This is a genomic window from Vibrio sp. 2CM40D (assembly GCF_023161825.1).
GTDB classification, from domain to species: Bacteria; Pseudomonadota; Gammaproteobacteria; order Enterobacterales; family Vibrionaceae; genus Vibrio; species Vibrio alginolyticus.
The window spans coordinates 308,625-333,821 of record NZ_JALNTL010000005.1 but is presented as its reverse complement, the minus strand read 5'-3'; the positions used below and the strand labels follow the sequence as shown (position 1 = coordinate 333,821).

The 25,197-nt window shown below is 45.0% G+C and carries 18 protein-coding genes; 5 read left to right on the top strand and 13 right to left on the bottom strand.

What is annotated here, in order from left to right:
• Positions 1-9 precede the first annotated feature (9 nt).
• Genes ptsP through dhaK form a run of 3 tightly spaced genes read right to left on the bottom strand, consistent with a single transcriptional unit; the run spans position 10 to position 4,120 of the window.
• Positions 10-2,409, bottom strand: a complete 2,400-nt coding sequence (gene ptsP, locus MTF70_RS13940) for a phosphoenolpyruvate--protein phosphotransferase (RefSeq protein ID WP_205461427.1) — start codon at positions 2,407-2,409, stop codon at positions 10-12.
• A gap of 1 nt (position 2,410) precedes the next feature.
• Positions 2,411-3,046, bottom strand: a complete 636-nt coding sequence (gene dhaL / locus MTF70_RS13935; protein WP_053304323.1) for a dihydroxyacetone kinase subunit DhaL — start codon at positions 3,044-3,046, stop codon at positions 2,411-2,413.
• A 15-nt stretch (positions 3,047-3,061) separates the two neighbouring features.
• A complete protein-coding gene (gene dhaK / locus MTF70_RS13930; protein ID WP_005379704.1) occupies positions 3,062-4,120 on the bottom strand; it encodes a dihydroxyacetone kinase subunit DhaK in 1,059 nt (352 codons plus the stop codon).
• Positions 4,121-4,473: 353 nt separating this feature from the next.
• Between dhaK and MTF70_RS13925 the strand changes: the two genes are divergently transcribed.
• Positions 4,474-5,556 carry a glycerol dehydrogenase gene (locus tag MTF70_RS13925; RefSeq protein WP_005379703.1) on the top strand — a complete coding sequence of 361 codons (1,083 nt, stop codon included), beginning with the start codon at positions 4,474-4,476 and terminating at the stop codon, positions 5,554-5,556.
• A gap of 84 nt (positions 5,557-5,640) precedes the next feature.
• Here MTF70_RS13925 and glmS read toward each other — a convergent pair whose 3' ends face one another.
• On the bottom strand, positions 5,641-7,473 hold the full coding sequence (gene glmS, locus MTF70_RS13920; RefSeq protein ID WP_005379702.1) for a glutamine--fructose-6-phosphate transaminase (isomerizing): 1,833 nt from the start codon (positions 7,471-7,473) through the stop codon (positions 5,641-5,643).
• Between the two features lie 110 nt (positions 7,474-7,583).
• Positions 7,584-8,345, bottom strand: a complete 762-nt coding sequence (locus tag MTF70_RS13915) for a DeoR family transcriptional regulator (protein ID WP_005379701.1) — start codon at positions 8,343-8,345, stop codon at positions 7,584-7,586.
• 433 nt (positions 8,346-8,778) lie between these two features.
• On the opposite strand from MTF70_RS13915, the gene pykF reads away from it, so the two are divergent.
• Both pykF and MTF70_RS13905 read left to right on the top strand, forming a co-directional pair.
• Positions 8,779-10,191: a pyruvate kinase PykF gene (pykF, locus tag MTF70_RS13910; protein ID WP_005392243.1), complete on the top strand. Its 1,413-nt coding sequence runs from the start codon at positions 8,779-8,781 to the stop codon at positions 10,189-10,191.
• 160 nt (positions 10,192-10,351) lie between these two features.
• Entirely contained in the window at positions 10,352-11,038 is a 687-nt protein-coding gene (locus tag MTF70_RS13905) for a GntR family transcriptional regulator (RefSeq protein ID WP_081008270.1), read from the top strand.
• A gap of 54 nt (positions 11,039-11,092) precedes the next feature.
• Here MTF70_RS13905 and MTF70_RS13900 read toward each other — a convergent pair whose 3' ends face one another.
• The 8 genes from MTF70_RS13900 to MTF70_RS13865 form a co-directional block, all read right to left on the bottom strand.
• Positions 11,093-12,973: a diguanylate cyclase gene (locus tag MTF70_RS13900; protein WP_005379698.1), complete on the bottom strand. Its 1,881-nt coding sequence runs from the start codon at positions 12,971-12,973 to the stop codon at positions 11,093-11,095.
• A gap of 110 nt (positions 12,974-13,083) precedes the next feature.
• Complete coding sequence (gene ilvN / locus MTF70_RS13895) at positions 13,084-13,578, bottom strand: acetolactate synthase small subunit (RefSeq protein WP_005379697.1); 495 nt, start codon at positions 13,576-13,578, stop codon at positions 13,084-13,086.
• Between the two features lies 1 nt (position 13,579).
• Positions 13,580-15,304 (bottom strand): acetolactate synthase 3 large subunit, encoded by a 1,725-nt coding sequence (locus MTF70_RS13890; protein ID WP_005379695.1) that lies wholly within the window; start codon positions 15,302-15,304, stop codon positions 13,580-13,582.
• Positions 15,305-15,753: 449 nt separating this feature from the next.
• Entirely contained in the window at positions 15,754-17,562 is a 1,809-nt protein-coding gene (locus tag MTF70_RS13885; protein ID WP_005379694.1) for a long-chain fatty acid--CoA ligase, read from the bottom strand.
• A gap of 293 nt (positions 17,563-17,855) precedes the next feature.
• Complete coding sequence (gene calR / locus MTF70_RS13880; protein ID WP_005379693.1) at positions 17,856-18,815, bottom strand: LysR family transcriptional regulator CalR; 960 nt, start codon at positions 18,813-18,815, stop codon at positions 17,856-17,858.
• Between the two features lie 553 nt (positions 18,816-19,368).
• Positions 19,369-20,415, bottom strand: coding sequence for an MJ1255/VC2487 family glycosyltransferase (locus MTF70_RS13875; RefSeq protein WP_005379691.1), 1,047 nt, complete (start codon positions 20,413-20,415; stop codon positions 19,369-19,371).
• Positions 20,416-20,418: 3 nt separating this feature from the next.
• Positions 20,419-20,967 (bottom strand): phosphatase PAP2 family protein, encoded by a 549-nt coding sequence (locus MTF70_RS13870; RefSeq protein ID WP_033906038.1) that lies wholly within the window; start codon positions 20,965-20,967, stop codon positions 20,419-20,421.
• A gap of 152 nt (positions 20,968-21,119) precedes the next feature.
• Positions 21,120-21,917, bottom strand: coding sequence for an SH3 domain-containing protein (locus tag MTF70_RS13865; protein WP_205461429.1), 798 nt, complete (start codon positions 21,915-21,917; stop codon positions 21,120-21,122).
• A 517-nt stretch (positions 21,918-22,434) separates the two neighbouring features.
• On the opposite strand from MTF70_RS13865, the gene leuA reads away from it, so the two are divergent.
• Entirely contained in the window at positions 22,435-23,982 is a 1,548-nt protein-coding gene (gene leuA, locus MTF70_RS13860; RefSeq protein ID WP_005379685.1) for a 2-isopropylmalate synthase, read from the top strand.
• Between the two features lie 82 nt (positions 23,983-24,064).
• Positions 24,065-25,156: a 3-isopropylmalate dehydrogenase gene (leuB, locus tag MTF70_RS13855; protein ID WP_005383068.1), complete on the top strand. Its 1,092-nt coding sequence runs from the start codon at positions 24,065-24,067 to the stop codon at positions 25,154-25,156.
• Positions 25,157-25,197: the final 41 nt, after the last annotated feature.

The following is a 25,197-nucleotide window of genomic DNA, read 5'->3' as shown; positions in this document are numbered from 1 at the left end:
CGGTTTCGATTAAACATCGACAGACAGCTGACGAATCTGCGCTTTTAGTCCCGGGAGCATACTCGAACTGGCGCTGAATTTTCGCAACCCCACGCGAAGCAATGTTTCTGTGGCATTTGGATCGCCAGCCATCTCACCACACATACTAACCGGTATGCCCGCGCGATCGCCTGCTGCACACGTGAGCTCAATGGCTTTTAGTACCGATGGTTCAAAGTAGTTCACCAATTCAGCAACAGCAGCGTTACCTCGATCGGCGGCCATAACATATTGAGTCAAATCATTGGTGCCGATAGAGAAAAAGTCGACTTCTTGAGCTAACGCATCAGCATTCAACACCGCGGCGGGTACCTCAATCATGATACCAACGGGCAAATGAGTCGCATCCAAACCGAGTTGGTTCGCTTGATGCGCCAACAACGCTTTTACTTTTCTCACCTCTTCAACCTGAGCCACCATCGGTATCATCAATTGAATATTCGGTTGCTCGTGAAAGGCTCTCAGAATGGCTCGAAGTTGAGCAGTAAACAATGGCTCATGTTGAAGGCACAACCGCACCCCTCTCAAACCTAAAAATGGATTATCTTCCGCTGGCATAGGATAAGCGGCTAAAGGCTTATCACCGCCAACATCTAGACTACGAATCGTAAGTGGCTTATCACCAAGTGCGGCAGCAACATCACGATACACTTGATATTGCGCTTCCTCAGTCGGCAACTCATCACTGTTTTGAAATAGAAACTCAGTCCGAAATAGACCAACGCCCTCAGCCCCCGATGTTAGTGCATCATCAATATCTTTCGGTCCACCAATATTGGCGAATACTGGAATATGGACACCATCACAGGTGACTGCGACTTGCTGAGCACTCGCTAGTGCACTCTGTCGGGAGTTTTGCCACTCAATTTGCTGAGCTTCTAATTCCTGCTGTACGGCATCTGAAGGAGAGAACCATAAATGCCCTCGGAAGCCATCAATAGTCACCACTTGACTAGCGCGCACAGCATCAAGGCAGCCCTGAGCTTTAACGATGGCAGGAATACCCATCGCACGAGCAAGAATCGCACTGTGAGAGGTTTTCCCTCCCTCACTCAAACAGATACCAAGCACTTTCGATTTATCAAGCCCGGCCACATCAGAAGGCATCAGGTCGCGGGCCAACAAAATACTCGGTTCCTGAATGTCGATGGCATTAGGCGTTACGCCTGTCATTTCGACCATAACTTGGCGTGCTATATCATGCACATCTGCTTCGCGTTCCCGCATGTACTGACTTTCTGCCTGGCGAAACTCTTCGGCCAACGTTTGCAGTGATTCTACCCAAGCTTGCTCGGCTATCATGCCCGTTTGAATTCGCGACTCGACCGATGCCCATAATTCTGGGTCACTGAGCATCATGCTATGAGCGGAAAATATTTCCCCTTTCGGCTGCTTCGCTTGCTCCTGCAAGTGTTGAAAAACCACGCCTATCGCACGCTTAACCCGTTCAATTTCATCTTGTTCACTTTGGAAATCACGTTCAGGCACAGCTGGCATTTCATGAGTAAAAAGGACAGCAGGAGCAGTAGCGATACCGTCATTGACTCGAATACCAACAACAGCACCTTCAATCTGATTTGAGGCCATGCCATCGAGCAGAGTATCTGAACTTTCTTCAGGTTCGATAATGCCTTGCTCAACCGCCTCTTTTTCTCCGAAGTGCTCACTAGCTAAGGCTTCAAATGCCTTGATTGCTTCACTGGATTGAGGTCCAAGTGCGCATAAGGTGATCGTCTCTTGACTACGAACGCCAAGTTTCGCAATGCTGTTTAAGCTTTTCGCGTTCACACGGCGCTCGCCTTTTTTCAACCATAATTGGCAGTCAAAAGGCGCGAGTGCACCAACAATGGCCGCAGCGGGACGAGCATGTAACCCATGCGGATTTTGCACTACCCAATCAAATGTCCGCTCTTGCTCAAAGTTCTCTGATACTGGCACTATCTCCGCGGATGTTAGTGGCTGCTCACCAAGGTGCTCTCGTTTTACGCTTAACGCATTCTGTGCCTCTTCGACTACTGTCGATAAAGGTAGTCCGGCGGCAGCAGCCACCGACGCCGCCATGGTTCCTTCAACAATAGGGGCCGAGATAAGGGTGACATTTTCCCTCACATGATCATCAATCAGGTCCAGAGCCATTTCCGTGCTAAGCAACGCGCTGCCAAGATCCATCAATACAACAACCCCTTGTTGATCTTGTACCTGCTCAATCGCTTCCATCACGGCAATAGCATCAGTTCCGATCGGGTTCTCTGGATCATCAATCCCAGCCGCAATCGCAAGCTTGGCTTTGCCTTGCGTCATTTGGGTGGCAAGTTCTGCCACCCCTTCTGCAAGGCGACGACTATGAGATACAACTACAATTCCCACCATCTTAATTACCTGCTATTGCCTGCTGTAGTGCTTTAATCATTAACAAAGAAGAGGTTGCACCGGGATCTTGGTGACCAATACTGCGTTCGCCTAAATAGCTTGCTCGCCCTTTTTTCGCCAACATTTCAATCGTGGCAACCGCACTCGTTTCTGCTAGCTCAACCATTTCATTCAGTAAGTGATCGGCGCTCATGCCATTTTCTAACGACGCCTTCACGCTAACTAAAACGGGTAACCAAACATCACACATGGTTTTATCACCCAGTTCCGCTTTACCACGAGACACCACGCCATCCACACCGCTTTTTAGTGCATCGACCAACTCTTCAAACGTTAGTTGCTCTCGGGTTCCGACAGCGGCGGCCGTGCGAATAAACAGCGTGCCATACAGCGGGCCACTTGCCCCACCAACACTAGAAAGTAAGGTCATGCCCGTATTCTTGAGAATGCTGCCGATATTTTGGTCCGCAAATTGCGGCAGTTTTTCAGCAACTTTTTTAAAGCCACGGTTCATATTGAGACCATGGTCTGCGTCACCAATATCACGATCAAGGTCGGTCAGAAAATCTTGATTCTCTTGATACGTTTTTGCACATAACTCTAGCCAGTGAACGATATGTTGTTTTTCAATTTGCATGTTTGCTCCCCCCTCTTACCACTTGATCGCGGCCGTATCGACAGGAGCATCGAACAGCTCCAACATCTCTTTATCTGCCTTCAGCAACGTAATCGAAACGCCTTCCATATCGAGTGACGTACAGAAGTTACCAACCATATTACGCACGATACGGAACCCTGCTTGCTCGCAGTTATGAGCCAGACGGCGGTACACTCCGTAAAGCTCTGAAGTTGGCGTACCACCCATACCATTCACCATCACGATGTAGTCGTGTTCAGCGGCGAAAGGCTCAATGCTGGATTCCACTTCATCCCATTCACCTTCGTCACGATTCCAAATACGCAATGTGCGCTGATAAGGTGTGTTTTCAGCAACTTCAGCAAACATTTCATCCACTAACGTATCGACATCGGTGTATTTCACTCGCTTGATACCTGGTTCACCATGGATACCAACACCAAACTCCACTTCATCATCTTCCAGAACAAAAGATGGTTTACCTGCTGCGGGTACAACACAAGCATTAAGCGCCACGCCAAATGAACGACAGTGATTATTAACGCGACGAGCCAGTGCTTCACATTGCTCCAACGAATAACCTTTGCTCGCGGCAGCCCCAACTAACTTTTCAACCAATACCGTTCCAGCTACGCCACGGCGACCAGCGGTATACAGGCTGTCTTTGACTGCAACATCGTCATCCACCAACACCGACCCAACTTTGATGCCATCGGTATGAAGCAGCTCCACAGCCGTTTCAAAGTTCAACACGTCTCCGGTGTAGTTTTTAATGATAAATAGCACGCCTTCACCAGTATTCACTTGGTTGCCACATTCGTACATTTGATCTGGCGTTGGTGAAGTAAATACCTCTCCAGGGCAGGCGCCTGTCAGCATGCCTTTACCAATAAAACCTGCGTGCAAAGGTTCATGACCACAGCCACCACCAGAAACCAGTGCCACTTGCCCCGGTGTTTCCTCGTGCCACATGTAACGAGGTTCGTAGTTCGCTTTTAGCTCTGGGCGAGATAAAGCCAGACCTTCCATTTGCTGCAATACAACATCATCAACTTGGTTAATTAACTTTTTCATCGTTCTATCTCATTCCATTTATATTTTTATGTAGGGTATGAATTCATCTTAAACAGAGAAAATGCGTGCTCAACAAAAATCAATCCGTTTCATATTGAAACAAAAACTTCGGCATTATTGTTTCAATATGAAACGAAAAACGACAAATTTTCCTGAATAGTGATCGTCGCCATAAAGCATGCTGATTCTTATTACTTCTGGCAGTCGGTTTGACACAGAGGTCATAAAAGCATGGAACAAAACCAGAGATATCCTTCACCACTTACCACACCAAACCTAATATAAACCTTATCCCTACAATGGATATTCATTGCAGTCCAAAACACACATAAAAAAGGTTAAAGGTTTGAATTATGGACAAAATTATTATCAGCCCAAGCAAATACGTCCAAGGTGAACAAGTACTTACATCTATCGCTCACTATGTGAAAACATTGGGTGAACGTCCGTTAGTAATTGCCGATGAGTTCGTGACTAACCTGGTTGGTGATGACGTCAAACAAAGTTTTGCTGACGAAAAGCTTCCACTCACTATGAACATTTTTGGTGGCGAATGTTCACGCGTTGAGATTGAACGCATCACGGACATTTGTGCCACTCAGAAACACGATGTCATTGTCGGTATTGGTGGTGGTAAAACGTTAGATACAGCAAAGGCTGTTGCGTTTTACACAAAAATTCCTGTCGTGGTGGTTCCTACGATTGCCTCGACTGATGCGCCAACCTCAGCGCTTGCGGTGATATACACACCTGAAGGTGAATTTGCAGAATATTTGATGATCCCTAAAAACCCAGACATGGTCATCATGGATACGTCAGTCATCGCCAAAGCCCCTGTTCGCTTACTTGTATCGGGGATGGGCGACGCGCTTTCCACCTACTTTGAAGCTCGTGCCAACATGACTTCTGGTAAGGCAACAATGGCTGGTGGGTTAGCGACGCGTTCAGCACAAGCGCTTGCGAAACTTTGCTATGAAACCTTGCTTGAAGATGGTGTAAAAGCAAAAGCTGCAGTAGAAAATGGTGTGAGCACCAAAGCGGTAGAAAACATTATTGAAGCCAATACATACCTTAGCGGTATCGGTTTTGAAAGCAGTGGTCTAGCGGGTGCTCACGCTATTCATAACGGCCTAACTAAGCTTGAAGAGTGTCATCATCTCTATCATGGTGAGAAAGTCGCGTTCGGCACACTAGTTCAGCTGGTACTAGAAAACGCAGCGATGGAAGAGATTAATACGGTTCTTGCATTCTGCCGCTCTGTAGGTCTACCAACCAACTTATTTGATATGGGCGTTAAAGAGCTTAACCACGCTAAGTTGCGCGAGGTCGCCGAAGCCTCAACGGCCGAGGGAGAAACCATCCACAATATGCCATTCCCAGTGACGGCAGAAAATGTCTACTCTGCAATTCTAACCGCTCACCAGTTGGGTCAATAACTCACAAACCTTAAAATGGGTTTAAATAAAAAAGCGGCACATACTCTCGCATGTGCCGCTCAGGATTTTTGCTGTTAAGCGTAATTACTCAACCGTTACCGCTTTCGCTAGGTTACGTGGTTGGTCTACGTCCGTACCTTTGATCAGTGCTACGTAGTAAGACAGCAATTGCATTGGGATGGTGTAGTAGATCGCCGCCGTGATTTCACTAACGTGAGGCATCGTGATGATCTTCATTGTTTCATCGCCTTCGAAGCCTGCGTCTGCATCTGCGAATACATACAGAAGACCGCCACGCGCACGTACTTCCTCAACGTTTGATTTTAGCTTTTCAAGTAGGTCGTTGCTTGGTGCAACCACAACAACAGGCATGTCAGCATCAATCAGCGCAAGAGGACCGTGTTTCAGTTCACCCGCCGCGTACGCTTCTGCGTGGATGTACGAGATCTCTTTCAGTTTTAGAGACGCTTCCATCGCGATTGGGTAGAACTCGCCACGGCCTAGGAACAATGTGTGGTGCTTGTCTGCAAAATCCGTTGCTAGTGCTTCAATTTCTTTCTCGAAAGAAAGTGCCGCGTTGATTTGCTTAGGAAGTGCGTGTAGCGCTTCAACAATCTCTTTTTCTTTCTCTTTGCTGATGCGACCTTGCTCTTTACCCAGTGCTGTTACCAGCATAAGTAGTGCAGAAAGCTGAGTCGTGAACGCTTTGGTTGAAGCCACACCGATTTCAACACCAGCGCGAGTCATGAACGCAAAATCTGATTCACGAACCAGAGAAGAGCCTGCTACGTTACAAATGGTCATCGCCGCCATGTAACCTTTCTCTTTTGCTAGGCGAAGTGCTGCTAACGTATCTGCAGTTTCACCAGACTGAGACAACGTAATAAGAAGGCTGTTTGGACGAGTCACAAACTTGCGGTAACGGAATTCAGACGCAATTTCTACATCACAGCTAACGCCTGCAATGTCTTCAAACCAGTAACGTGCCGTCATACCTGCGTTGTAAGACGTACCACACGCCACGATTTGTACGTGTTCTACTTTGCTTAGAATGTCTGCCGCGTGCACACCGATCGCGTCTGTCACAACAGAATCTGACGTGATACGACCTTCCATTGTGTTGATCAACGCTTTAGGTTGCTCATAGATTTCTTTTTGCATGAAGTGACGGTATTGGCCTTTATCACCTGCATCATGCTCTGCATTAGATTCAACAATTTCACGCTCAACTGGCTCACCCGTTGCATCAAACACAGTGACTTCACGGCGAGTAATTTCTGCTACGTCCCCTTCTTCTAGGTACATGAAACGGCGCGTAACGTTAAGTAATGCAAGTTGGTCAGACGCTAGGAAGTTTTCACCTACACCAAAACCGATCACGATCGGGCTGCCTGAACGTGCTACTACGATGCGAGATGGGTCTTTGCGATCCAACGCTACCGTGCCGTATGCGCCTTCAAGTTGTTTTGCTGTTTTTTGTACCGCTTCTAATAGCGTTTCTGAAGTACGAAGTTCCCACTCAACCATGTGTGCGATAACTTCTGTGTCCGTTTGCGATTCAAACACGTAGCCACGAGATTGAAGCAGCTCACGCAGCTCTTCATGGTTTTCGATGATGCCGTTATGGACCACTGCGATATCACCAGACATGTGTGGGTGAGCATTGATTTCAGAAGGTTCACCGTGCGTCGCCCAACGAGTGTGCGCAATACCAGTTCCGCCGATCACTTTTGCTTCTTCTACTGCATCAGCCAATTCTTGTACTTTACCCAAGCGACGAACGCGCGTTAGGTTTGATTCGCCATCAACAACCGCAACGCCAGCAGAGTCGTAACCGCGGTACTCTAAGCGGCGTAGACCTTCAACCAAAATTTCTGCAACATCTCGTTGTGCTACTGCACCTACGATTCCACACATGTGTTTATCTCCGTTTGTAGTTTTGTCCTTCCCTAGCCATGATTTCAAATAGAGGCAGCAAGCAAAGGCCTTTATCCAGAGGGAAGTGAAATATGAAACTGATTACATTATTAGGCGCAAATGACTTTCACGCCATGTTGTTCAATCTGTACTTTATGCTCTGCTTGGATATCTGCATCGGTCACCAACACATCAACTTGATGCCAAGCGAGCTCTAAGTTTGGGATCTTACGGCCGATTTTTTCGGACTCGATCATTACGATCACTTCACGTGACGCTTCTGCCATTACCTTACTTAAGCCAACCAATTCATTAAATGTCGTGGTTCCACGCTCGAGATCGATGCCATCCGCACCGATGAATAGTTGGTCAAAGTCGTAAGCTCGTAATACAGATTCGGCTACTTTGCCTTGAAAGGACTCTGAGTGCGTATCCCAAGTACCGCCAGTCATCAGCAGTGTCGGTTCGCTCTCTAATTCATTAAGAGCGTTAGCAACATGCAACGAGTTGGTCATGACCACTAAGCCACGTTTATCATTCAACTGTTGAATCAGCGCGGCAGTCGTGCTGCCACTGTCGATCACGATGCGATTATGATCGCGAATCAATGATGCTGCTGCTTTTGCTAAGCTTAACTTTCGAGTCGAAACATTAGCGCCCAATTCTTCGTGAATGACTTCCTTTGGGATAGCAATCGCACCGCCATAGCGGCGTAGAAGTTGGCCGTTTTTCTCTAAAGAAGCTAAATCCTTTCTAATCGTGACCTCTGAGGTTTCGAATTTCTGAGCAAGTTCATCAACGCTGACTTCTCCTAGTTCAGAAACCAAGTTAGAAATGGCGTGTCTTCTTAATTGAGTATTTCGTTTCGACATTTAAGTTTTGATTTTAAGTTTCGATGTGAAACTTATTATAGTCAAACCGAAACTTTTAAGTCCATTTATTTCGATCCAAAAAATTAATATTTCTCGATAAAACCTTGTCCTAAGACAATTCTTAAACAGTGATATTGGATTCATTCAGTGGTAGAATTCGCCACCGAAAAGAAAAAAAATTACAGAATTGAAGGCTATTTTTTTGCAACTTTCTGCATATAAAGTGGGATTAGTCACAAAAAGGTAACCAAAATCGCCGATCTTTTAGTCATAAAATGACTAAACTTGGTGAAAGACTTTCAGAATCTGAAGTTCTAATAATGAGACGAAAAATCGGTGGGTGACAGGTACTAAATGTCATCAAAAACGTCCTGACTTCAGAGTAAATAACCGACTTTCAAATTGTAACTATACTTACCGGAGAGTATCTTCCATGAAAAAGACCAAAATCGTATGTACGATTGGCCCTAAAACAGAATCTGTAGAGAAGCTAACTGAACTAGTTAACGCAGGCATGAACGTAATGCGCCTTAACTTCTCTCACGGTGACTACGAAGAACACGGCACTCGTATCGCGAACTTCCGTAAAGTAATGGAAGCTACTGGCAAACCACTAGCAATTCTTCTAGATACTAAAGGTCCAGAAATCCGCACTATCAAGCTAGAAGGCGGTAACGATGTTGATCTAGTAGCAGGTCAAGAATTCACTTTCACAACTGACACTTCAGTTGTAGGTAACAAAGATAAAGTTGCAGTAACTTACGCTGGTTTCGCAGCAGACCTAAACGTAGGTAACACTATCCTAGTAGACGACGGTCTAATCGAGATGGAAGTTATCTCTAAGACTGAAACTGAAGTTAAATGTAAAGTTCTTAACAACGGTGCACTAGGCGAAAACAAAGGTGTTAACCTTCCTGGCGTTTCTGTAAACCTACCTGCACTATCTGAAAAAGATAAGAACGACCTTAAATTTGGTTGTGAGCAAGGCGTTGACTTCGTAGCAGCTTCTTTCATCCGCAAAGCGTCTGACGTTCAAGAAATCCGTGAAGTACTTGCTGCAAACGGCGGCGAGAACATCCACATCATCTCTAAGATCGAAAACCAAGAAGGTGTTGATAACTTCGACGAGATCCTAGAGCTTTCTGACGGCATCATGGTTGCACGTGGTGACCTAGGTGTTGAAATCCCAGCTGAAGAAGTAATCTTCGCTCAGAAAATGATGATCGAGAAGTGTAACCGTGCACGTAAGATGGTTATCACTGCAACTCAAATGCTTGATTCTATGATCAACAACCCACGTCCTACTCGTGCGGAAGCAGGCGACGTTGCTAACGCGGTAATGGACGGTACTGACGCAGTAATGCTTTCTGGTGAAACGGCGAAAGGTAAATACCCTGTTGAAGCGGTAACTATCATGGCTCAAATCGCGAACCGTACTGACTCAGCGCTAAAAGCTGAACTAGGTTCTCGTCTAGACAGCCCACGCCTACGCATCACTGAAGCAGTATGTAAAGGTGCAGTAGACACAGCTGAGAAACTAGCTGCTCCACTTATCGTTGTTGCAACTGAAGGCGGTAAGTCTGCACGTTCAGTACGTAAGTACTTCCCAACTGCAAACATTCTAGCGCTAACAACTAACAAGAAAACTGCTGCACAGCTAGTTCTAACTAAAGGTGTTACTCCTGTAGTTGTTGATTCAATCGAAAGCACTGACGCATTCTACGTAGCGGGTAAAGAACTTGCTCTAGAATCAGGTCTAGGTAACAAAGGCGATATCGTTGTTATGGTTTCTGGCGCTCTAGTTGCTTCAGGTACTACGAACACAGCTTCTGTACACGTACTATAAGACTGAACTTTTAACACTTCAGTTTCTTGAGAAGGAGGGCTTATGCCCTCCTTTTTTATATGGCTTTCTTGCTCTCATAATAGGCTAATTGTATTATTCACCTCTATCAGAATTTCGTACTGTTTAATTTTATCGTCACGATTAAAGTTTCTTCTATGAGGTGTATGTGTCTAGTCCCACTCTTACCGACAAAGTATTAAGAATGCTCCGTCAGGATATTCTCGATGGCGAGCTTAAACCAGGTCAAAAACTCGTGGTTGCCGAACTCAAAGAGAAGTACAACTTAGGAGCGTCACCCATTCGAGAAGCATTGGTGCAATTATCTTGGAGCAAATACGTCAAACTCGAGCCGCAAAAAGGCTGCTGGGTTGCACCTGTATGTAAAGATGAGTTACATGACTTGTACGAAAGCCTGCAAATGGTCTCCGCATGCTTACTCAGTAAGGCAATTATGATTGGCGATGAAAAATGGGAACTGGATGTACTAACTGCTTATCACAAGTTATCCCGAGTAAAACCTGGCGAAAGCTTTTGCTGGAGGGAATGGGAAGAGCGCCAAAATCAGTTTCTTACTGCGCTGTTTGAAGGTGCTGGCTCTGTCAATATGTTTGGGTTTTTCCGCGATCTACTCACGCAAATTAAACGCTACCAATACTTCGCGATGCAGATTTTAGGCACAGGGAACCCTGGGCACTGTAATCTCGATGAGCAAGAAATACTGATGAAGGCATCGCTAGACAAAAAGAGTCAGGATGCTTTAGGTTATCTAGAGCGTTATTTGAGACAGTCAATACAGTGTATCGAAGCCGCCATCGACAACCAATGTCGCATACTGGCTAGCGAATAACGCTGAGACTAAAAAGCGGGGGTCTATCCCCGTTTTTTCGTTTTTGTAAAAGCACTAAGCAATATCATCATAACTATGACATAGCGATACGCAGTTACGCCCTGCACTTTTTGACTCATACAAAGCAATATCAGCACATTTATACGTTCTTGTACGATCAGAGGTTAAATCACTATACCCAGCACTGACAGTAATGCCTCTATCACTACGCATTTGAACCGCGACACGTAGCCTGTTCAATACAATTTCAGCCTCTTCTAGTGTTGTATGCGGCATAATCACTGCAAATTCCTCACCACCGACACGAGATACAAAGTCTGTGCTGCGGACTTCTTCTAGGAGGGTTTCTGCGACACTACAAATCACCTTGTCTCCTTCGTCGTGGCCAAGCTCGTCATTAATACGTTTAAAATGGTCAATATCAAACAACGCCAAACAAGCAGGAGGGCTATCAGGATAGCGTTCAATAATCCCCGCATATTGCGCCAATTGCTCTTCAAATTTTCGGCGGTTCCACAACCCCGTCAAGCCATCTTTTTCGCTTAGGTTTCGTAATTTTTCTTCTAACTCTTTTTGCCCAGAGATATCCACCAGCGACGTAATGTAATAACTCACTTTACCTGATTTGGTTAAATTCGCCTGAATACGCATTATTGCAGTAAAGACTTGATTAAACTTAGTTCGACAACGAATCTCCCCTTCCCATACGTGTTCACTCTTCAGTGTTTTCCAGATACTCAGGTTTGCTTCGAGATCTTCAGGTAAGAGAATTAAATGATGTGCACTCCAACCTTGGGCATGCTTGGTTGAGTAACCCATCATATTTTCAAACTCTTGATTAACCATGATGATTCTATGTGAAGCATCCGAGATCATCACCGCAGTCATACCATCAAGAGCAGCTCGAGCCAACTTCGATTCCATACTATGACGCCGATAATGCAGAGCAAGGGCTGCCGTCGGCAAAGTGAAGCCGAGCACCAAACTTAGAACAAAAAACGCTTCTTGGATTAAGTCATCAATATCCCTCTGAGCTCGGGATAATAACTGCTCATTGGTAAGATCAATAACCAGATGAAGAGGTTCGCTAGAAACAAACTGGATGGTGCGATACGCGACCAAATTCGAACCATTGTAAGCATAGCCCGAATCTTTTGAATTTAAACTACGCCAAATGTTTGGGTACATCCGGCCAAAATTAAATTGAGAGCGAGCGGGAATTATATGGCCATATAAACGAGCTGATTTAGGGCTATCAATGTAAAATCCGTCACTTTTAATCAGCTCAATATGGAAATCAAGCACTGACGAATAGTTGAGTCGAGAAGATAAATAGTCAATATCAACATTAAGGACGAGATACCCTTCGCGCTTTCCGTTAAGCGAAATAGGCATCAAAATACGCAGTGACGGGCTATAGGGATAGACTAACTCGCCATACTCTCGTTCTAAACCTATCCCCCACGAAGCGATTTCACCATCGTCTAAGTTCTTAGCGAATTGAAAGTAATCTCGCTCTGACTTATTTTGCAATTTGATCGCGGGCAACGCAGCGCCTGTTTCAATCTCATAATTAATCCTCACTTTTTCTCGACCAGAAACATCAAGAAAGCGAATTTGCTTATACAACTTTTGATTGATTGCGACCGAGATCCACATGTCTTCTAAGATGGAACGGTTCACCCGGTTAGGTTGGCGCAGATATTCATACAGACTTTGGCTGTGACCAAGTAGGTCACTGATCGTTTCGATTTGATCCTGAATATTGCTGTATTCACGGCCAGTATAGGCCAATTGATGTAACGCTTCTTGAGCGGTGTTCTCAACATTGTTTTCTAACAATGTCAGATATTTCTGATAGTAGTAAGCGGCAGTGAGTGCACTAAAAAATAGTGCTGTCGCCAATAAGGTGCCGACTCGCTTAGGTACTTTCACACGTCTAATGCCTATCATGCTTACTAAAACGACAATTATATCATTAATTGTTATTTTCTAAACAAAAAAGCCACTTAGATTAAGTGGCTTTTCTATATGCAATCAGAGAGTTAAGGTTTGAGGGCTCGCTCTCCTCGCGCAATGCCAACGACACCACTACGAGCAACTTCGACAACTTCGGTCACTTCGGATATCGCTTGAATGAAGGCATCTAGCTTTTCACTCGTACCCGCAAGTTGTACGGTGTATTGGGAAGCCGTGACATCCACGATCTGGCCACGAAAGATGTCTGCCGTCCGCTTCACTTCTGCTCGCGCAAAACCACTGGCTTTCACTTTCACCATCATCAGTTCACGCTCAATGTGCTCATACTCGGTGACTTCTTGCACTTTCAGCACATCGATCAATTTGTGTAACTGCTTCTGAATTTGTTCCAACTGCATCTCATCAGATGTCGTGGTAATGTTCATTCGCGACAGGGTTTCATCATCAGTCGGTGATACCGTCAAAGATTCAATGTTGTAACCACGTTGAGAGAACAAACCAACAACACGAGACAACGCACCCGGTTGGTTTTCCAATAGCAATGAAATAATGTGTCTCATATTAAGTTCTCTCCGTTTTGCTTAGCCACATTTTATCCATACCCTCACCTTTGATTTGCATCGGGTATACGTGTTCGGTTTCGTCTACGTTGATGTCCACAAACACCAGACGATCTTTCATATCCAACGCTTTTTGTAGCCCTTCTTCGAGCTGATCAGGCGTTTCGATACGAATACCGACGTGACCATAAGCTTCTGCAATCGCTGCAAAGTCAGGAACAGAACTCATGTAAGAATTAGAGTGACGACCTTGATAAATAATGTCTTGCCACTGTTTTACCATGCCTAAGAATCGGTTGTTCAGGTTGATGATCTTCACTGGAATGTCGTATTGCATGGCTGTAGACAATTCTTGAATGTTCATCTGAATACTGCCGTCACCAGTCACAACCACGACCTCTTCTTGTGGCATGGCAAACTTCACGCCCATACCAGCCGGAAGACCAAATCCCATGGTGCCAAGACCACCAGAGTTTATCCAACGGCGCGGCTTATTGAATGGGTAGTACAGCGCCGCAAACATCTGATGCTGGCCCACATCAGACGCCACATATGCGTCGCCATTAGTTAGCTTGTGCAGCGTTTCAATTACTTGCTGTGGCTTGATTCGTTCTGGAGACGTTTCATAAGACAAGCAGTTGCGGTCACGCCATACTTGAATGTCATCCCACCATGCAGTGATAGCATCTTGATCATTTCCACTACCTTGCTCTGCAAGCAGCCCGAGCATGGTTGTCAGCACTTTTTCCGCAGAACCTACGATCGGCAAATCCACTTTCACGTTTTTCGAGATCGATGACGGATCGATATCAATATGCATCACTTTTGCGTTTGGGCAGTACTTTTCAAGGTTGTTGGTTGTACGGTCATCAAAACGCACACCGATACCAAAAATAAGATCCGCTTCATGCATTGCCATATTAGCTTCGTAAGTGCCGTGCATACCCAACATGCCCAGTGAGTTTTTATGTGTACCCGGGAATGCCCCCAAGCCCATCAAAGTACTCACAACGGGTAGGTTCAGTTTGTCGGAAAGCTCTAAAATATGTTCATGGGCGCCAGAAATCACCGCACCACCACCGATATAAAGCACTGGTTTTTTCGCTTCTAATAGCGATTTAAGCGCTTTTTTAATCTGGCCTTTATGGCCCGAAGTTGTCGGCTTGTAAGAGCGCATTGAAAGCGTTTCTGGATATTGATAAGGCAGTTTGATTTGCGGGTTCATTACATCTTTTGGCAAATCAATCACAACTGGACCAGGTCGACCTGTAGTCGCGATATAAAACGCTTTTTTGATTGTTTCAGGAATATCTTCCGCTTTTTTTACTAAAAAGCTGTGTTTGACCACTGGGCGGGAGACACCGACGATGTCACACTCTTGGAAAGCATCATTACCAATTAGGCTATTCGGTACGTTACCCGAGATAACGATCATTGGGATAGAGTCCATATACGCTGTTGCAATACCCGTAATGGTATTGGTCGCGCCCGGCCCCGAGCACACAAGTACGACACCCGGTTTACCGGTAGCTCGAGCGTAACCATCTGCCATATGAGTTGCGGCTTGCTCATGCCTTACAAGTACGTGTTTGATTTGATCGGTTTTGGCATGCAGTGCATCGTAGATATCCAAAACAGAGCCACCTGGGTAGCCAAAGATCTGCTCTACGTGCTCTTCTATCAGAGATTGAACCACCATCTCTGCGCCTGACAACATTGCTGTCATAATTGCTCTCCTTAGCCAGTTTCCTCACCGTAAGGTCAACGGATTGGTCTGGTTTTACATAGTCTAGGTCTTATTCGTAGCCTAATCGAAATACTTCCACGTTTTCGGCTATGTCTTGCGTTCGTCATAACATCCCGCAAGGTTACCCAACAAATGTAACGTTTTATTATCAAAGGGTCTAATGAGAGATTGGTCTACTTTTTAAACAAGATACTAGTAATTAGAATGTTAGTAGGAATAGCAGCCACACATCTCCTATTTCACAGTACAACCTAAAAAATTAACGCTTAAAAAAAGAACATTATTTCATAAGCTTTTAGCTACAGGGTGCGAAATAGCGTTATTTGACGAGCAGAACAGAAAAAATCAATACAAACAAAAATCCCCAGCAATGCGCGATCACATCACTGGGGATTTTTTCATCAATATAAAATCTAAGTCAGCTTAAGTTACTTTTTATCGGACTTTTCCTTATACATTTCTTCAATTTCATCTTGGTATTTGTCATTGATGACTTTACGACGAAGTTTTTGAGTTGGCGTTAACTCACCATCATCCATAGAGAAAGCTCTTGGTAACAATTTAAACTTCTTCACTTGTTCAAACTTTGCCAACTCTTTTTGAAGATCGTTCACACGCTTCTCAAGCATTTCGACCACCTGGTGGTGCTTAATCAACTCAACGCGATCGTGATATTTGATATTCAGCTCTTTCGCGTACTCTTCTAGCGAGTCATAACAAGGCACGATAAGCGCAGAAACAAACTTACGAGTATCCGCAATGACTGCGATTTGCTCGATGAAGTGGTCTTTACCAATCGCACCTTCAATCATTTGTGGAGCGATGTATTTACCACCTGAAGTTTTCATCAACTCTTTGATACGATCGGTGATGAACAAGTTGCCATTTTCATCAATGTAACCAGCGTCGCCCGTTTTTAGGAAACCGTGCTCATCAAAGGTCTTTTCCGTCTCTTCTGGCATTTTGTAATAGCCACGCATCACCATTGGACCACGAACCAGAATCTCGTTGTTTTCGCCGATCTTAACCTGTGCGCCAGGCATCGACATACCAATAGAGTCGGGGTTAAAACATTTATCATCCCAACACGATACTGTCGCCGTGGTTTCAGTCATGCCGTAGCCCAACTTAACGTTGATACCAATCGCATGGAAGAATCGACCGATGGTTTCATCCAGCTTTGCACCACCACAAGGCATAAAGTTGATTTGCCCGCCAAGTAGCGCACGCAGTTTGCTCAGAACCAACTTATCCGCCAAAGCGTATGACTTACGCAGCAAGAGCGATGGCTGACGTTTTTCTTGATGACAAGCGGCCATTTTTGCGCCCATGTTGACTGCCCAAGTAAACATGATCTTACGATGAATCGGCGCGCGAGACACTTTCTCATGAATCGCAGAGAAGATCTTCTCATAGAAACGCGGTACGGCACACATCACGGTAGGTCGCACCTGGCTCAGTGCATCACGTACTTGCATGGTGTCTTGCAAATAGCAGTTGGTCGCCCCTTTGTACAATACATAAAAGGTCCAAGCGCGCTCAAATACGTGTGACAACGGAAGGAAACATAATGACACGTCACTTTGAGAAAGGCTCAAGCGCTGATCGTGCCCTTCCAATTGCGCCGCAATGTTTGCGTAGTCCAACATAACGCCTTTTGGCTGGCCTGTTGTACCCGAGGTGTAGATCAGCGTGAGTAGATCATCTTCTTTTGCCTGATCTAAACGCGCGTCCAATTCAACTTGATATGTAGCGTCGCCTTTGGCAACAAATGCTTGCCAAGAGATAACGAAATCATGATCGCCAAGTTCTATATCATCAGACATCGCAACAATGAGCTCTAACTGTTCGCACTGGTCGAAAATGCTCACTGCTGCATCAAATTGAGGCTGTTCACCAACAAACAGAACTTTGACGTCTGCATTGTTAATGATGTACGCCGACTGGGCGGCAGTATTGGTTGGGTAAATAGGTACTGTCACGCTGCGTAATTGCAGTGCTGCGATATCAGCGATCGTCCATTGCGGCATGTTGTTCGAGAAAATGCCGATCTTATCTTGGACTCCTAATCCCTGAGCCAAAAGTGCAAGTGATAAAGCATCAACTTGCTGACCAAATTGCGTCCACGTAATACCTTGCCACTCCTCACCCACTTTATGCTTGAGTGCAACGCGTGTACCACCGTTCGCAATTTGTTCACGAATACGTTTAACGATATGAAAATCTAACTTGGCCATTCTTTTACTTACCTTTTGGCTTACAGGCGTAAGCTAATTGAGCGAACAAGTGTACTCACGGCTTGCTAAAACGCAACTGACCAGTATCAAACTTATCACTAATAAGAGACAACTATCACTTATACGTCGCGAACGTACCTCAAATTGCTGAATGATTACTCTATTTAACTTACTGTTTCGATTGTTGATTACGAAAACAAAAAGCCCCGAGAGACAAAAATCGCTCGGGGACCAATGAATTGTAAAAATTGATGATTACCAATATGGTCTAATCGAGAAGACCAAACGTCATCTTATTTTGCGGCAACGACTTCACCACAAGTGATCATCAGTTGATCGCGTAGCCAAATGTGGCCTTTATCTTTTTCACTTGATTCATGCCAGCTTAAGAAGCCGCTGATTTCTTTGTTCGCAAATGGGAAATCAAGAATTTGCAGTTGATCGCTGTTTACCGCATTTTCCGCCATCCAACGTGGTGCAATAGTCACAAGCTCAGATTGACCCACCACGTATAGTAGGTTGCTTAAACTAGAACCTTCATACGCCGCTTGGCAATCCAGTTCACGGTACGCTTGCTCTGAGAAACTACGTTGGCCATGCACTTTCGATAACTTCGCATGCTTTTCGTTAAGCAGTTGCTCAGCCGTCACACCACCTTGAATGCGTGGGTGTGTTTTTGATGCGATAACCACTAATTCATCTTTGAAGATTTCAGTACTTGAGAAACCTTGCTCATCAAAACGAGCGTAGTCGATCACGAAATCAATTTCTTGGTAGCGCATACGCTCAGACAACAAACGGTCAAATTCTGCATCTAGGTGAAGCTGAACGTTTGGTGCTTGTTGATTCACTTTTGCCATGATCTTCGGAGCAAAACGCATGTCGCAAGGGCTGCAAATCGCAAGCTTGAATAAGCGAGTCGAAGATTCTGGTTGGAATACAGAGCTAGGAAGTTCATTACGAATCAGCTGTAGTGCTTGGCGAATAGGGCCAAACAGTTGACGTGCTCGTTGCGTAGGCTGAATACCACGGCCTTGGCGCATGAATAGCTCGTCGTTAAACATCACTTTTAAGCGTGCCACGGCGTTACTTACCGCCGGCTGAGACATGCCTAGGTTATGTGCTGCACGAGTAATATTTTGCTCTTGCATTACAGCATCAAATACAGTCAGTAGGTTTAAATCTACACCACGCAAAGTGCTTTCCATACGGTAGCTAGCAATTGCGCTCATCGCGTCTTTCTTCTCTAACATTGAGTGCGCCTCTTTTGTAATCGTCAACTTTGTTCATTAAATTCATAACGAATAGAATCCCATCTCGCACAAAAGACGGCGGCTGGATTCGAATCATTTTACGAATAGATAACCTAACTTTTTATTATATTTATCGTCCGGATACTTCCGGCTCGAACTGTACTATCAACTAATCGATTGCGGTTTCGCAACTAGATTGATATTTAATCAGTAAATTTTAGCCAATTAGGTATTTATTTGTTAAATAACAAAGACTTGATAAAAACATAAAAAACTATAAAACACGTAAAAATGCATTCTTTGAGGACGTATTTAGCAAATTGATAGGACAGGCGGTCAACACAAGCATGCATTTAGCTCAGTTATTAGTTGGAATAAGAACAACAGATGACAGCTATATCTCTGATTGAATTTTGCACTTATCAGTCAAATTATCAGCAAATACACACTGAATAGAAATGAGAGAGGAAGAATAAAAATGCAGCCTTCCAAACAGAAAGGCTGCAACAAAATCGTGTCAAAAATGGAAGGAACAATGTACTGAACAACGTACTTAAATGTTCGACACGTAACTTGGAAAATCAACCTGCTCCCACAGCTGTCTGGATAACTCTGCTTTTGAATCCCATGCACCTTGCAATACCCAATGAACAATAGCCTGAGCAACATCTGGGTATTTCACACTTTCGGCTTGTTGCTCCTTCAGCCACTGGCGTACTGCGGAAATGTCTAAGCTCTCCATCGACATCGCAAGCCCTAAATCTTCTAAGGTCGCAACATTGCTCTGCTGCTCGAATTGACCCGCGAGTGGCTTTAGTAACAATTTTTTCCCCAAAGACAAGGCTTCTGAAGGAAGCTCAAACCCACCATTAGCAATGACACCACTACAGCGATGCAAATGATGCTGGAAGTTGCTGTGGCATAAAGGGCGCAGTTCTATGTTTTCCACCTGCTCACATTCGATCACATCCGGGTGATAACAGATAAACGCTTGCTGATTAAAGTGGAACAATAAATCCGAGATATCTTCAATCGATTCGAACGGTAGATACACCAACACGAAGTCGTCGTTTTCTGCTTGGCTATCGACGGTATGCACTATCGGTGGTAACAAAGGTTGATCAAAATGATGCCAATGCAAACCAAGGTGGTGTTGAGAAGGCGCAAAGTATTCAATGACGGATTTATCTAACCAACTTGCTCCCTTTAGTGGCACCGGATAACGGAAAGCATTTTGGTGGCTGATACCAATAGAAGGCTTATTTTGTTGTCTCGCTGCCCACGCAGTCACAGGTTCGAAATCATTAATGATAAGATCGTAGGACGACAGATCGAGTTGCTTAACTTCTTTGAAAAACTGCACCAAATTGTTATTCAATGCTGTTTTCGCGTAGTTTACAGAGCCTTTTTCGGTAATAAAGGTGAAGCCTCGGCGAGTCTGGTAATCGCCAAATGCTTCCATTGAAAAGTATTTTTCCGGCGCTCGCCCAGAAAACAAAAAGTCGACCTCAACATCGTGCTCTTTAAACGCATGACTCATCGCCCTTGCGCGTGCAATATGTCCGTTTCCTGTCCCTTGAACACCGTACAAGATTTTCATCAATTAGCCTCCCAACATCGCAATCGCTAATCCACCACAAAGACTGCCAAGCAGTGCACCAATGATGACATCGGTAAAAAAGTGCACACCCAATAAGATTCGCGCGGTTCCGATTAAACTTGCCCAAAAGAATGCAGCAACGCCTAGGCTCGGATAGAAATGGTCAATCAGCGTCGCCATGACAAACGCAGCGGCAGTGTGTCCTGAAGGAAGACTGTAGCGATCAGAGGGTGTAATAAAAGCAGGAAGGAGTGCATTAAGCTCTTCAGGGCGACGACGCTTAAAACTATTTTTCAGCGTCCAATAAATTGGTAGCTCGATAGCAAAAGCAAGTAAACCCGCCAGTAAAAACCAGACTCCTTGCTCCTTATCTAAATACCAAGCTAATAAACCCAACACCAAGTAAAGATGCCCGTCACCACTGTGGGAGACTCCTTTGCTGATATTGGCGACTTGTTGATTAAAACGGTGCTTAAGACAAACACTAGAGAGCGCTAAATCAAACTTAGCAATGGTTGCAATTGGCTGTGTAATTGTCTCTATGGTTCGCATGTGACCTTTCCTTACTTTGACAACGCCTTTGTGTGAAAAGTAGGAGGTTTAGGTGACAACAGCATGACGGGAGTTTGGACAATTAATGACAAAGGCCAAATTAAGGTGTGCCCAACGATTTATCTATTGGGCATAACCATAAAAATAGAACATTAAGAAGGGTTTGATGGTTGCGGTTGAGGGGTGTCTATATACCAGACTTTTCTCTTCTTGCGGCAGGCGCGCAAAGAGCCTGTCGTCATGTCGCCATCTTTTGTAAGCTCATAGCTCAGTGAGCGGCAAGTATAGTTTCCCGACAGTTCATGCTCTATACTCGTTTGCTCCGTTTTACTCGAGTTAGGCTCTAGTAAAGGGTTAGGCTGTGTAGATAAAATGTCACGATTTATCACATTGCTGCGCGCATAATCCTTATGGACATAACCTTTTATCACTCCTTTCTGTTCAACGAGAAACCAAGGTTGATCAACTACTTTTGCTAGCACATTAAAGACTTCCCCTTTCGATAATACGCCAAGCTTTTCCCCTTCAAGACTCGGTTTGGAGCGTAGGTTTAATGTGGTCTTAGAGCGGTAAGAAACATCCATAAACTCTACTGGGTTTGAAGTATCGACACCTTCAGTGGTTGGTCGGAAAACTTCCGCTTGCTGTTTCTCACTAGGTTGAACGCGGATCTTCCACCAAGAATACGTTTCCGGATCTTTACCTTTAAACTTATTTCGGCTGTCAGACTCAAGGGCAACAAGCATCTGATTCAAGAACGATTCGCGTCCCTCATAACTCAAAAATCGATCCATTTGATCATTGATAACCATGACGCTCTGCGAGTGATCATTCATAACAACGGGGGAAGCCACTTCCACATAGGTCTGCGATTGAAACAGCTGACAACCCGACAAGCTGACCAGAGTAAATACTATGGCTGAACGTCCAAATTGTTTTGTTAACCTCATTCTTTCCCTAACCCTTATTTCTTTTACCTAGTGCAACTGCACTACTATAAATGGTCATTCAAAACTTTTGCCAAACAATTCGGACCTTTGTGTGACAAGTCGCAATCCCGATGCTTGTTTTGGTAATGAAACGTCGCAAACTTGATGAGAACTTACTTCTTCTAGCACGTTTCTATCGCATCATGTCGTTTCACTTAGTGCATCATTTTTTTCAAGCAAACGAAAAGACTCATCCGATATGAATAAAAAATCGACTTTAGGGTTGACGCGCTTCATGGAGTGCGGTACTAATTTGTTAACTTAATTTTGTGGAAAGCTTAACAACTATGTCAGCTCATTTTTCTATCCTGCTTAGCCTCCTCCTGATCGTGACCAGTTCGCGCGGGTAGGCTGTGGAAGAAAAATAACCACACCAATTTCTAAGAACCCGCATGAGAATGCGGGTTTTTTTATATCTAAATACTGGAAGTAAACGATTCACTTGCGCAAAAGTGCAGAAATCAGGAAGGAAGCAAACATGAACGATCAGGTCATTATATTCGACACCACATTGCGTGATGGCGAGCAAGCGTTGTCAGCAAGCTTGACGGTTAAAGAAAAACTGCAGATTGCCTATGCGCTGGAAAGACTCGGCGTTGATGTTATCGAAGCTGGCTTCCCAATCTCTTCACCAGGTGATTTCGAGTCTGTACAAACCATCGCAAAAAACATAAAAAACAGTCGAGTTTGTGCCCTTTCGCGTGCCGTTGCGAAAGACATTGATGCTGCCGCTGAAGCATTAAAAGTGGCTGACCAATTCCGTATTCACACGTTTTTAGCCACTTCCACCATTCACGTAGAAGACAAACTACGCCGCAGCTACGACGATGTACTAGAAATGGCAGTCAACGCCGTTAAACATGCACGTAACTACACTGATGATGTCGAGTTTTCTTGTGAAGATGCTGGTCGTACTCCAATCGACAACCTATGTCGCATGGTAGAAGCCGCCATCAATGCAGGTGCGAGTACAATCAACATTCCAGATACCGTTGGCTACACCGTACCAAGTGAGTTTGGTGGGATTATTGAAACCCTATTTAACCGCGTTCCGAACATTGATAAAGCGATCATCTCCGTTCACTGTCACGACGATTTGGGGATGTCAGTTGCCAACTCTATTGCCGCCGTTCAAGCTGGCGCACGTCAGATAGAAGGCACGATCAATGGCATTGGAGAGCGAGCGGGTAACTGTTCACTTGAAGAGATCGCAATGATCATCAAGACTCGTCAAGAGTTTTTGGGCGTTCACACTGGCATTAAGCATGATGAAATTCACCGCACCAGTAAGTTGGTTAGCCAGCTATGCAATATGCCTATTCAAAGCAACAAAGCAATTGTGGGTGCAAATGCGTTTAGCCACTCTTCAGGCATCCACCAAGATGGCATGTTGAAGAATAAGAATACCTACGAAATCATGACCCCTGAGTCTATTGGCCTAAAAAACCAAGCTCTGAACCTAACCAGCCGCAGCGGTCGCGCTGCCGTGAAGAGCCATATGGATACCATGGGTTACAACGAAGACGAGTACAACCTAGACGCGCTGTATGCGGATTTCTTGAAACTTGCTGATCGCAAAGGCCAAGTGTTCGATTACGACCTAGAAGCCCTAATGCACTTCTCGAACTTGCGTGAAGAAGATGACTTCTACAAATTGAGCTACCTAAGCGTGCAGTCTGGCAGCGTAATGGCTACCACCAGCATCAAAATGCAATGCGGTGATGAAGAAATGTGTGAAGCAGCGGTCGGTAATGGCCCAGTTGATGCGCTATACCAATGTATCTACCGCGTGACAGGCTACGACATCGTTCTGGATAAATTCGACCTAACCGCGAAAGGTGAAGGTGAAGATGGTTTGGGTCAAGCAGACATCATTGCCAACTACAAAGGTCGCAAATACCACGGTACGGGTGTTTCCACCGACATCGTTGAGGCTTCCGGCCAAGCATTATTGCACGTTATTAACAGCATTCATCGTGCAGATAAAATCGAAGAAATGAAGCAGAAAAAGATTGCGACTGTGTAATAACAACCGGGCTACACGGCTCAGGAAAGAACACGCTCGTTGAAATAATTAAGCTCAAAATTAGAAAACTTAAAGGATTAACATGACAGACAAATCGTACAAAATTGCCGTCCTACCCGGTGACGGCATTGGCCCGGAAGTAATGGCGCAGGCACATAAAGTATTGGATGCAATCGAAAAGAAACATGGTATTGCGTTTGAGCGTGACGAGCATGATGTAGGTGGTATCGCGATCGACAATCACGGTTGTCCACTTCCAGAGAGCACAATAAAAGCATGTGAAGAGTCTGATGCAGTCTTATTCGGCTCGGTTGGCGGCCCTAAGTGGGAGCACTTACCACCAAATGACCAACCTGAACGCGGTGCCCTACTGCCGCTACGTAAACACTTCCAACTGTTCTGTAACCTACGCCCAGCACAAATTCACTCAGGTCTTGAAGCTTTCTCACCGTTACGTGCAGACATCTCGGGTCGCGGCTTTGACATCGTGGTAGTCCGTGAACTGACGGGTGGTATCTACTTCGGCCAACCGAAAGGTCGTGAAGGTGAAGGCGCAACAGAGAAAGCGTTCGACACTGAGGTGTACCACCGCTTTGAGATCGAACGTATTGCAAAAATCGCTTTTGAATCTGCTCGTCTACGTCGCAAGAAAGTGTGCTCTATCGACAAAGCGAACGTTCTACAAAGCTCTATCTTATGGCGTGAAGTAGTCGAAGAAATCGCAAAAGATTACCCAGATGTCGAGTTGTCACACATGTACATTGATAACGCGACTATGCAGCTTATCAAAGACCCTGCTCAGTTCGACGTAATGCTGTGTTCAAACATCTTCGGCGACATCATTTCTGATGAATGCGCGATGATCACAGGCTCTATGGGTATGTTGCCATCAGCAAGTCTAAACGAAAGCAAATTCGGTCTGTACGAGCCAGCAGGCGGCAGTGCACCAGATATCGCAGGTAAGAACATCGCTAACCCTGTGGCACAAATCCTATCTGCTGCACTGATGCTGCGTTATAGCCTAGGTGAGGAAACAGCGGCACAAGACATCGAAACGGCAGTTTCAAAAGCACTATCAGCGGGTGAGCTAACGGGTGACCTTGCTGGTGACAACCCTGCACTTTCGACGTCTGAGATGGGCGATAAGATCGCTGAGTACATCTTAAACTCTTAATACAAAACAGATTCATAATAAATACTAAATCCTCTATCCAC

Excerpts from the sequence above, each read along its gene's own strand:
- calR (WP_005379693.1), bottom strand. The coding sequence starts at position 18,815 with ATGTTAGAGAAGAAAGACGCGATGAGCGCAATTGCTAGCTACCGTATG.
- leuB (WP_005383068.1), top strand. The coding sequence starts at position 24,065 with ATGACAGACAAATCGTACAAAATTGCCGTCCTACCCGGTGACGGCATT.
- MTF70_RS13890 (WP_005379695.1), bottom strand. The coding sequence starts at position 15,304 with ATGACAGCAATGTTGTCAGGCGCAGAGATGGTGGTTCAATCTCTGATA.
- ptsP (WP_205461427.1), bottom strand. The coding sequence starts at position 2,409 with ATGGTGGGAATTGTAGTTGTATCTCATAGTCGTCGCCTTGCAGAAGGG.
- glmS (WP_005379702.1), bottom strand. The coding sequence starts at position 7,473 with ATGTGTGGAATCGTAGGTGCAGTAGCACAACGAGATGTTGCAGAAATT.
- MTF70_RS13865 (WP_205461429.1), bottom strand. The coding sequence starts at position 21,917 with ATGAGGTTAACAAAACAATTTGGACGTTCAGCCATAGTATTTACTCTG.
- pykF (WP_005392243.1), top strand. The coding sequence starts at position 8,779 with ATGAAAAAGACCAAAATCGTATGTACGATTGGCCCTAAAACAGAATCT.
- dhaL (WP_053304323.1), bottom strand. The coding sequence starts at position 3,046 with ATGCAAATTGAAAAACAACATATCGTTCACTGGCTAGAGTTATGTGCA.
- MTF70_RS13925 (WP_005379703.1), top strand. The coding sequence starts at position 4,474 with ATGGACAAAATTATTATCAGCCCAAGCAAATACGTCCAAGGTGAACAA.
- dhaK (WP_005379704.1), bottom strand. The coding sequence starts at position 4,120 with ATGAAAAAGTTAATTAACCAAGTTGATGATGTTGTATTGCAGCAAATG.
- leuA (WP_005379685.1), top strand. The coding sequence starts at position 22,435 with ATGAACGATCAGGTCATTATATTCGACACCACATTGCGTGATGGCGAG.
- MTF70_RS13915 (WP_005379701.1), bottom strand. The coding sequence starts at position 8,345 with ATGTCGAAACGAAATACTCAATTAAGAAGACACGCCATTTCTAACTTG.
- ilvN (WP_005379697.1), bottom strand. The coding sequence starts at position 13,578 with ATGAGACACATTATTTCATTGCTATTGGAAAACCAACCGGGTGCGTTG.
- MTF70_RS13875 (WP_005379691.1), bottom strand. The coding sequence starts at position 20,415 with ATGAAAATCTTGTACGGTGTTCAAGGGACAGGAAACGGACATATTGCA.
- MTF70_RS13870 (WP_033906038.1), bottom strand. The coding sequence starts at position 20,967 with ATGCGAACCATAGAGACAATTACACAGCCAATTGCAACCATTGCTAAG.
- MTF70_RS13885 (WP_005379694.1), bottom strand. The coding sequence starts at position 17,562 with ATGGCCAAGTTAGATTTTCATATCGTTAAACGTATTCGTGAACAAATT.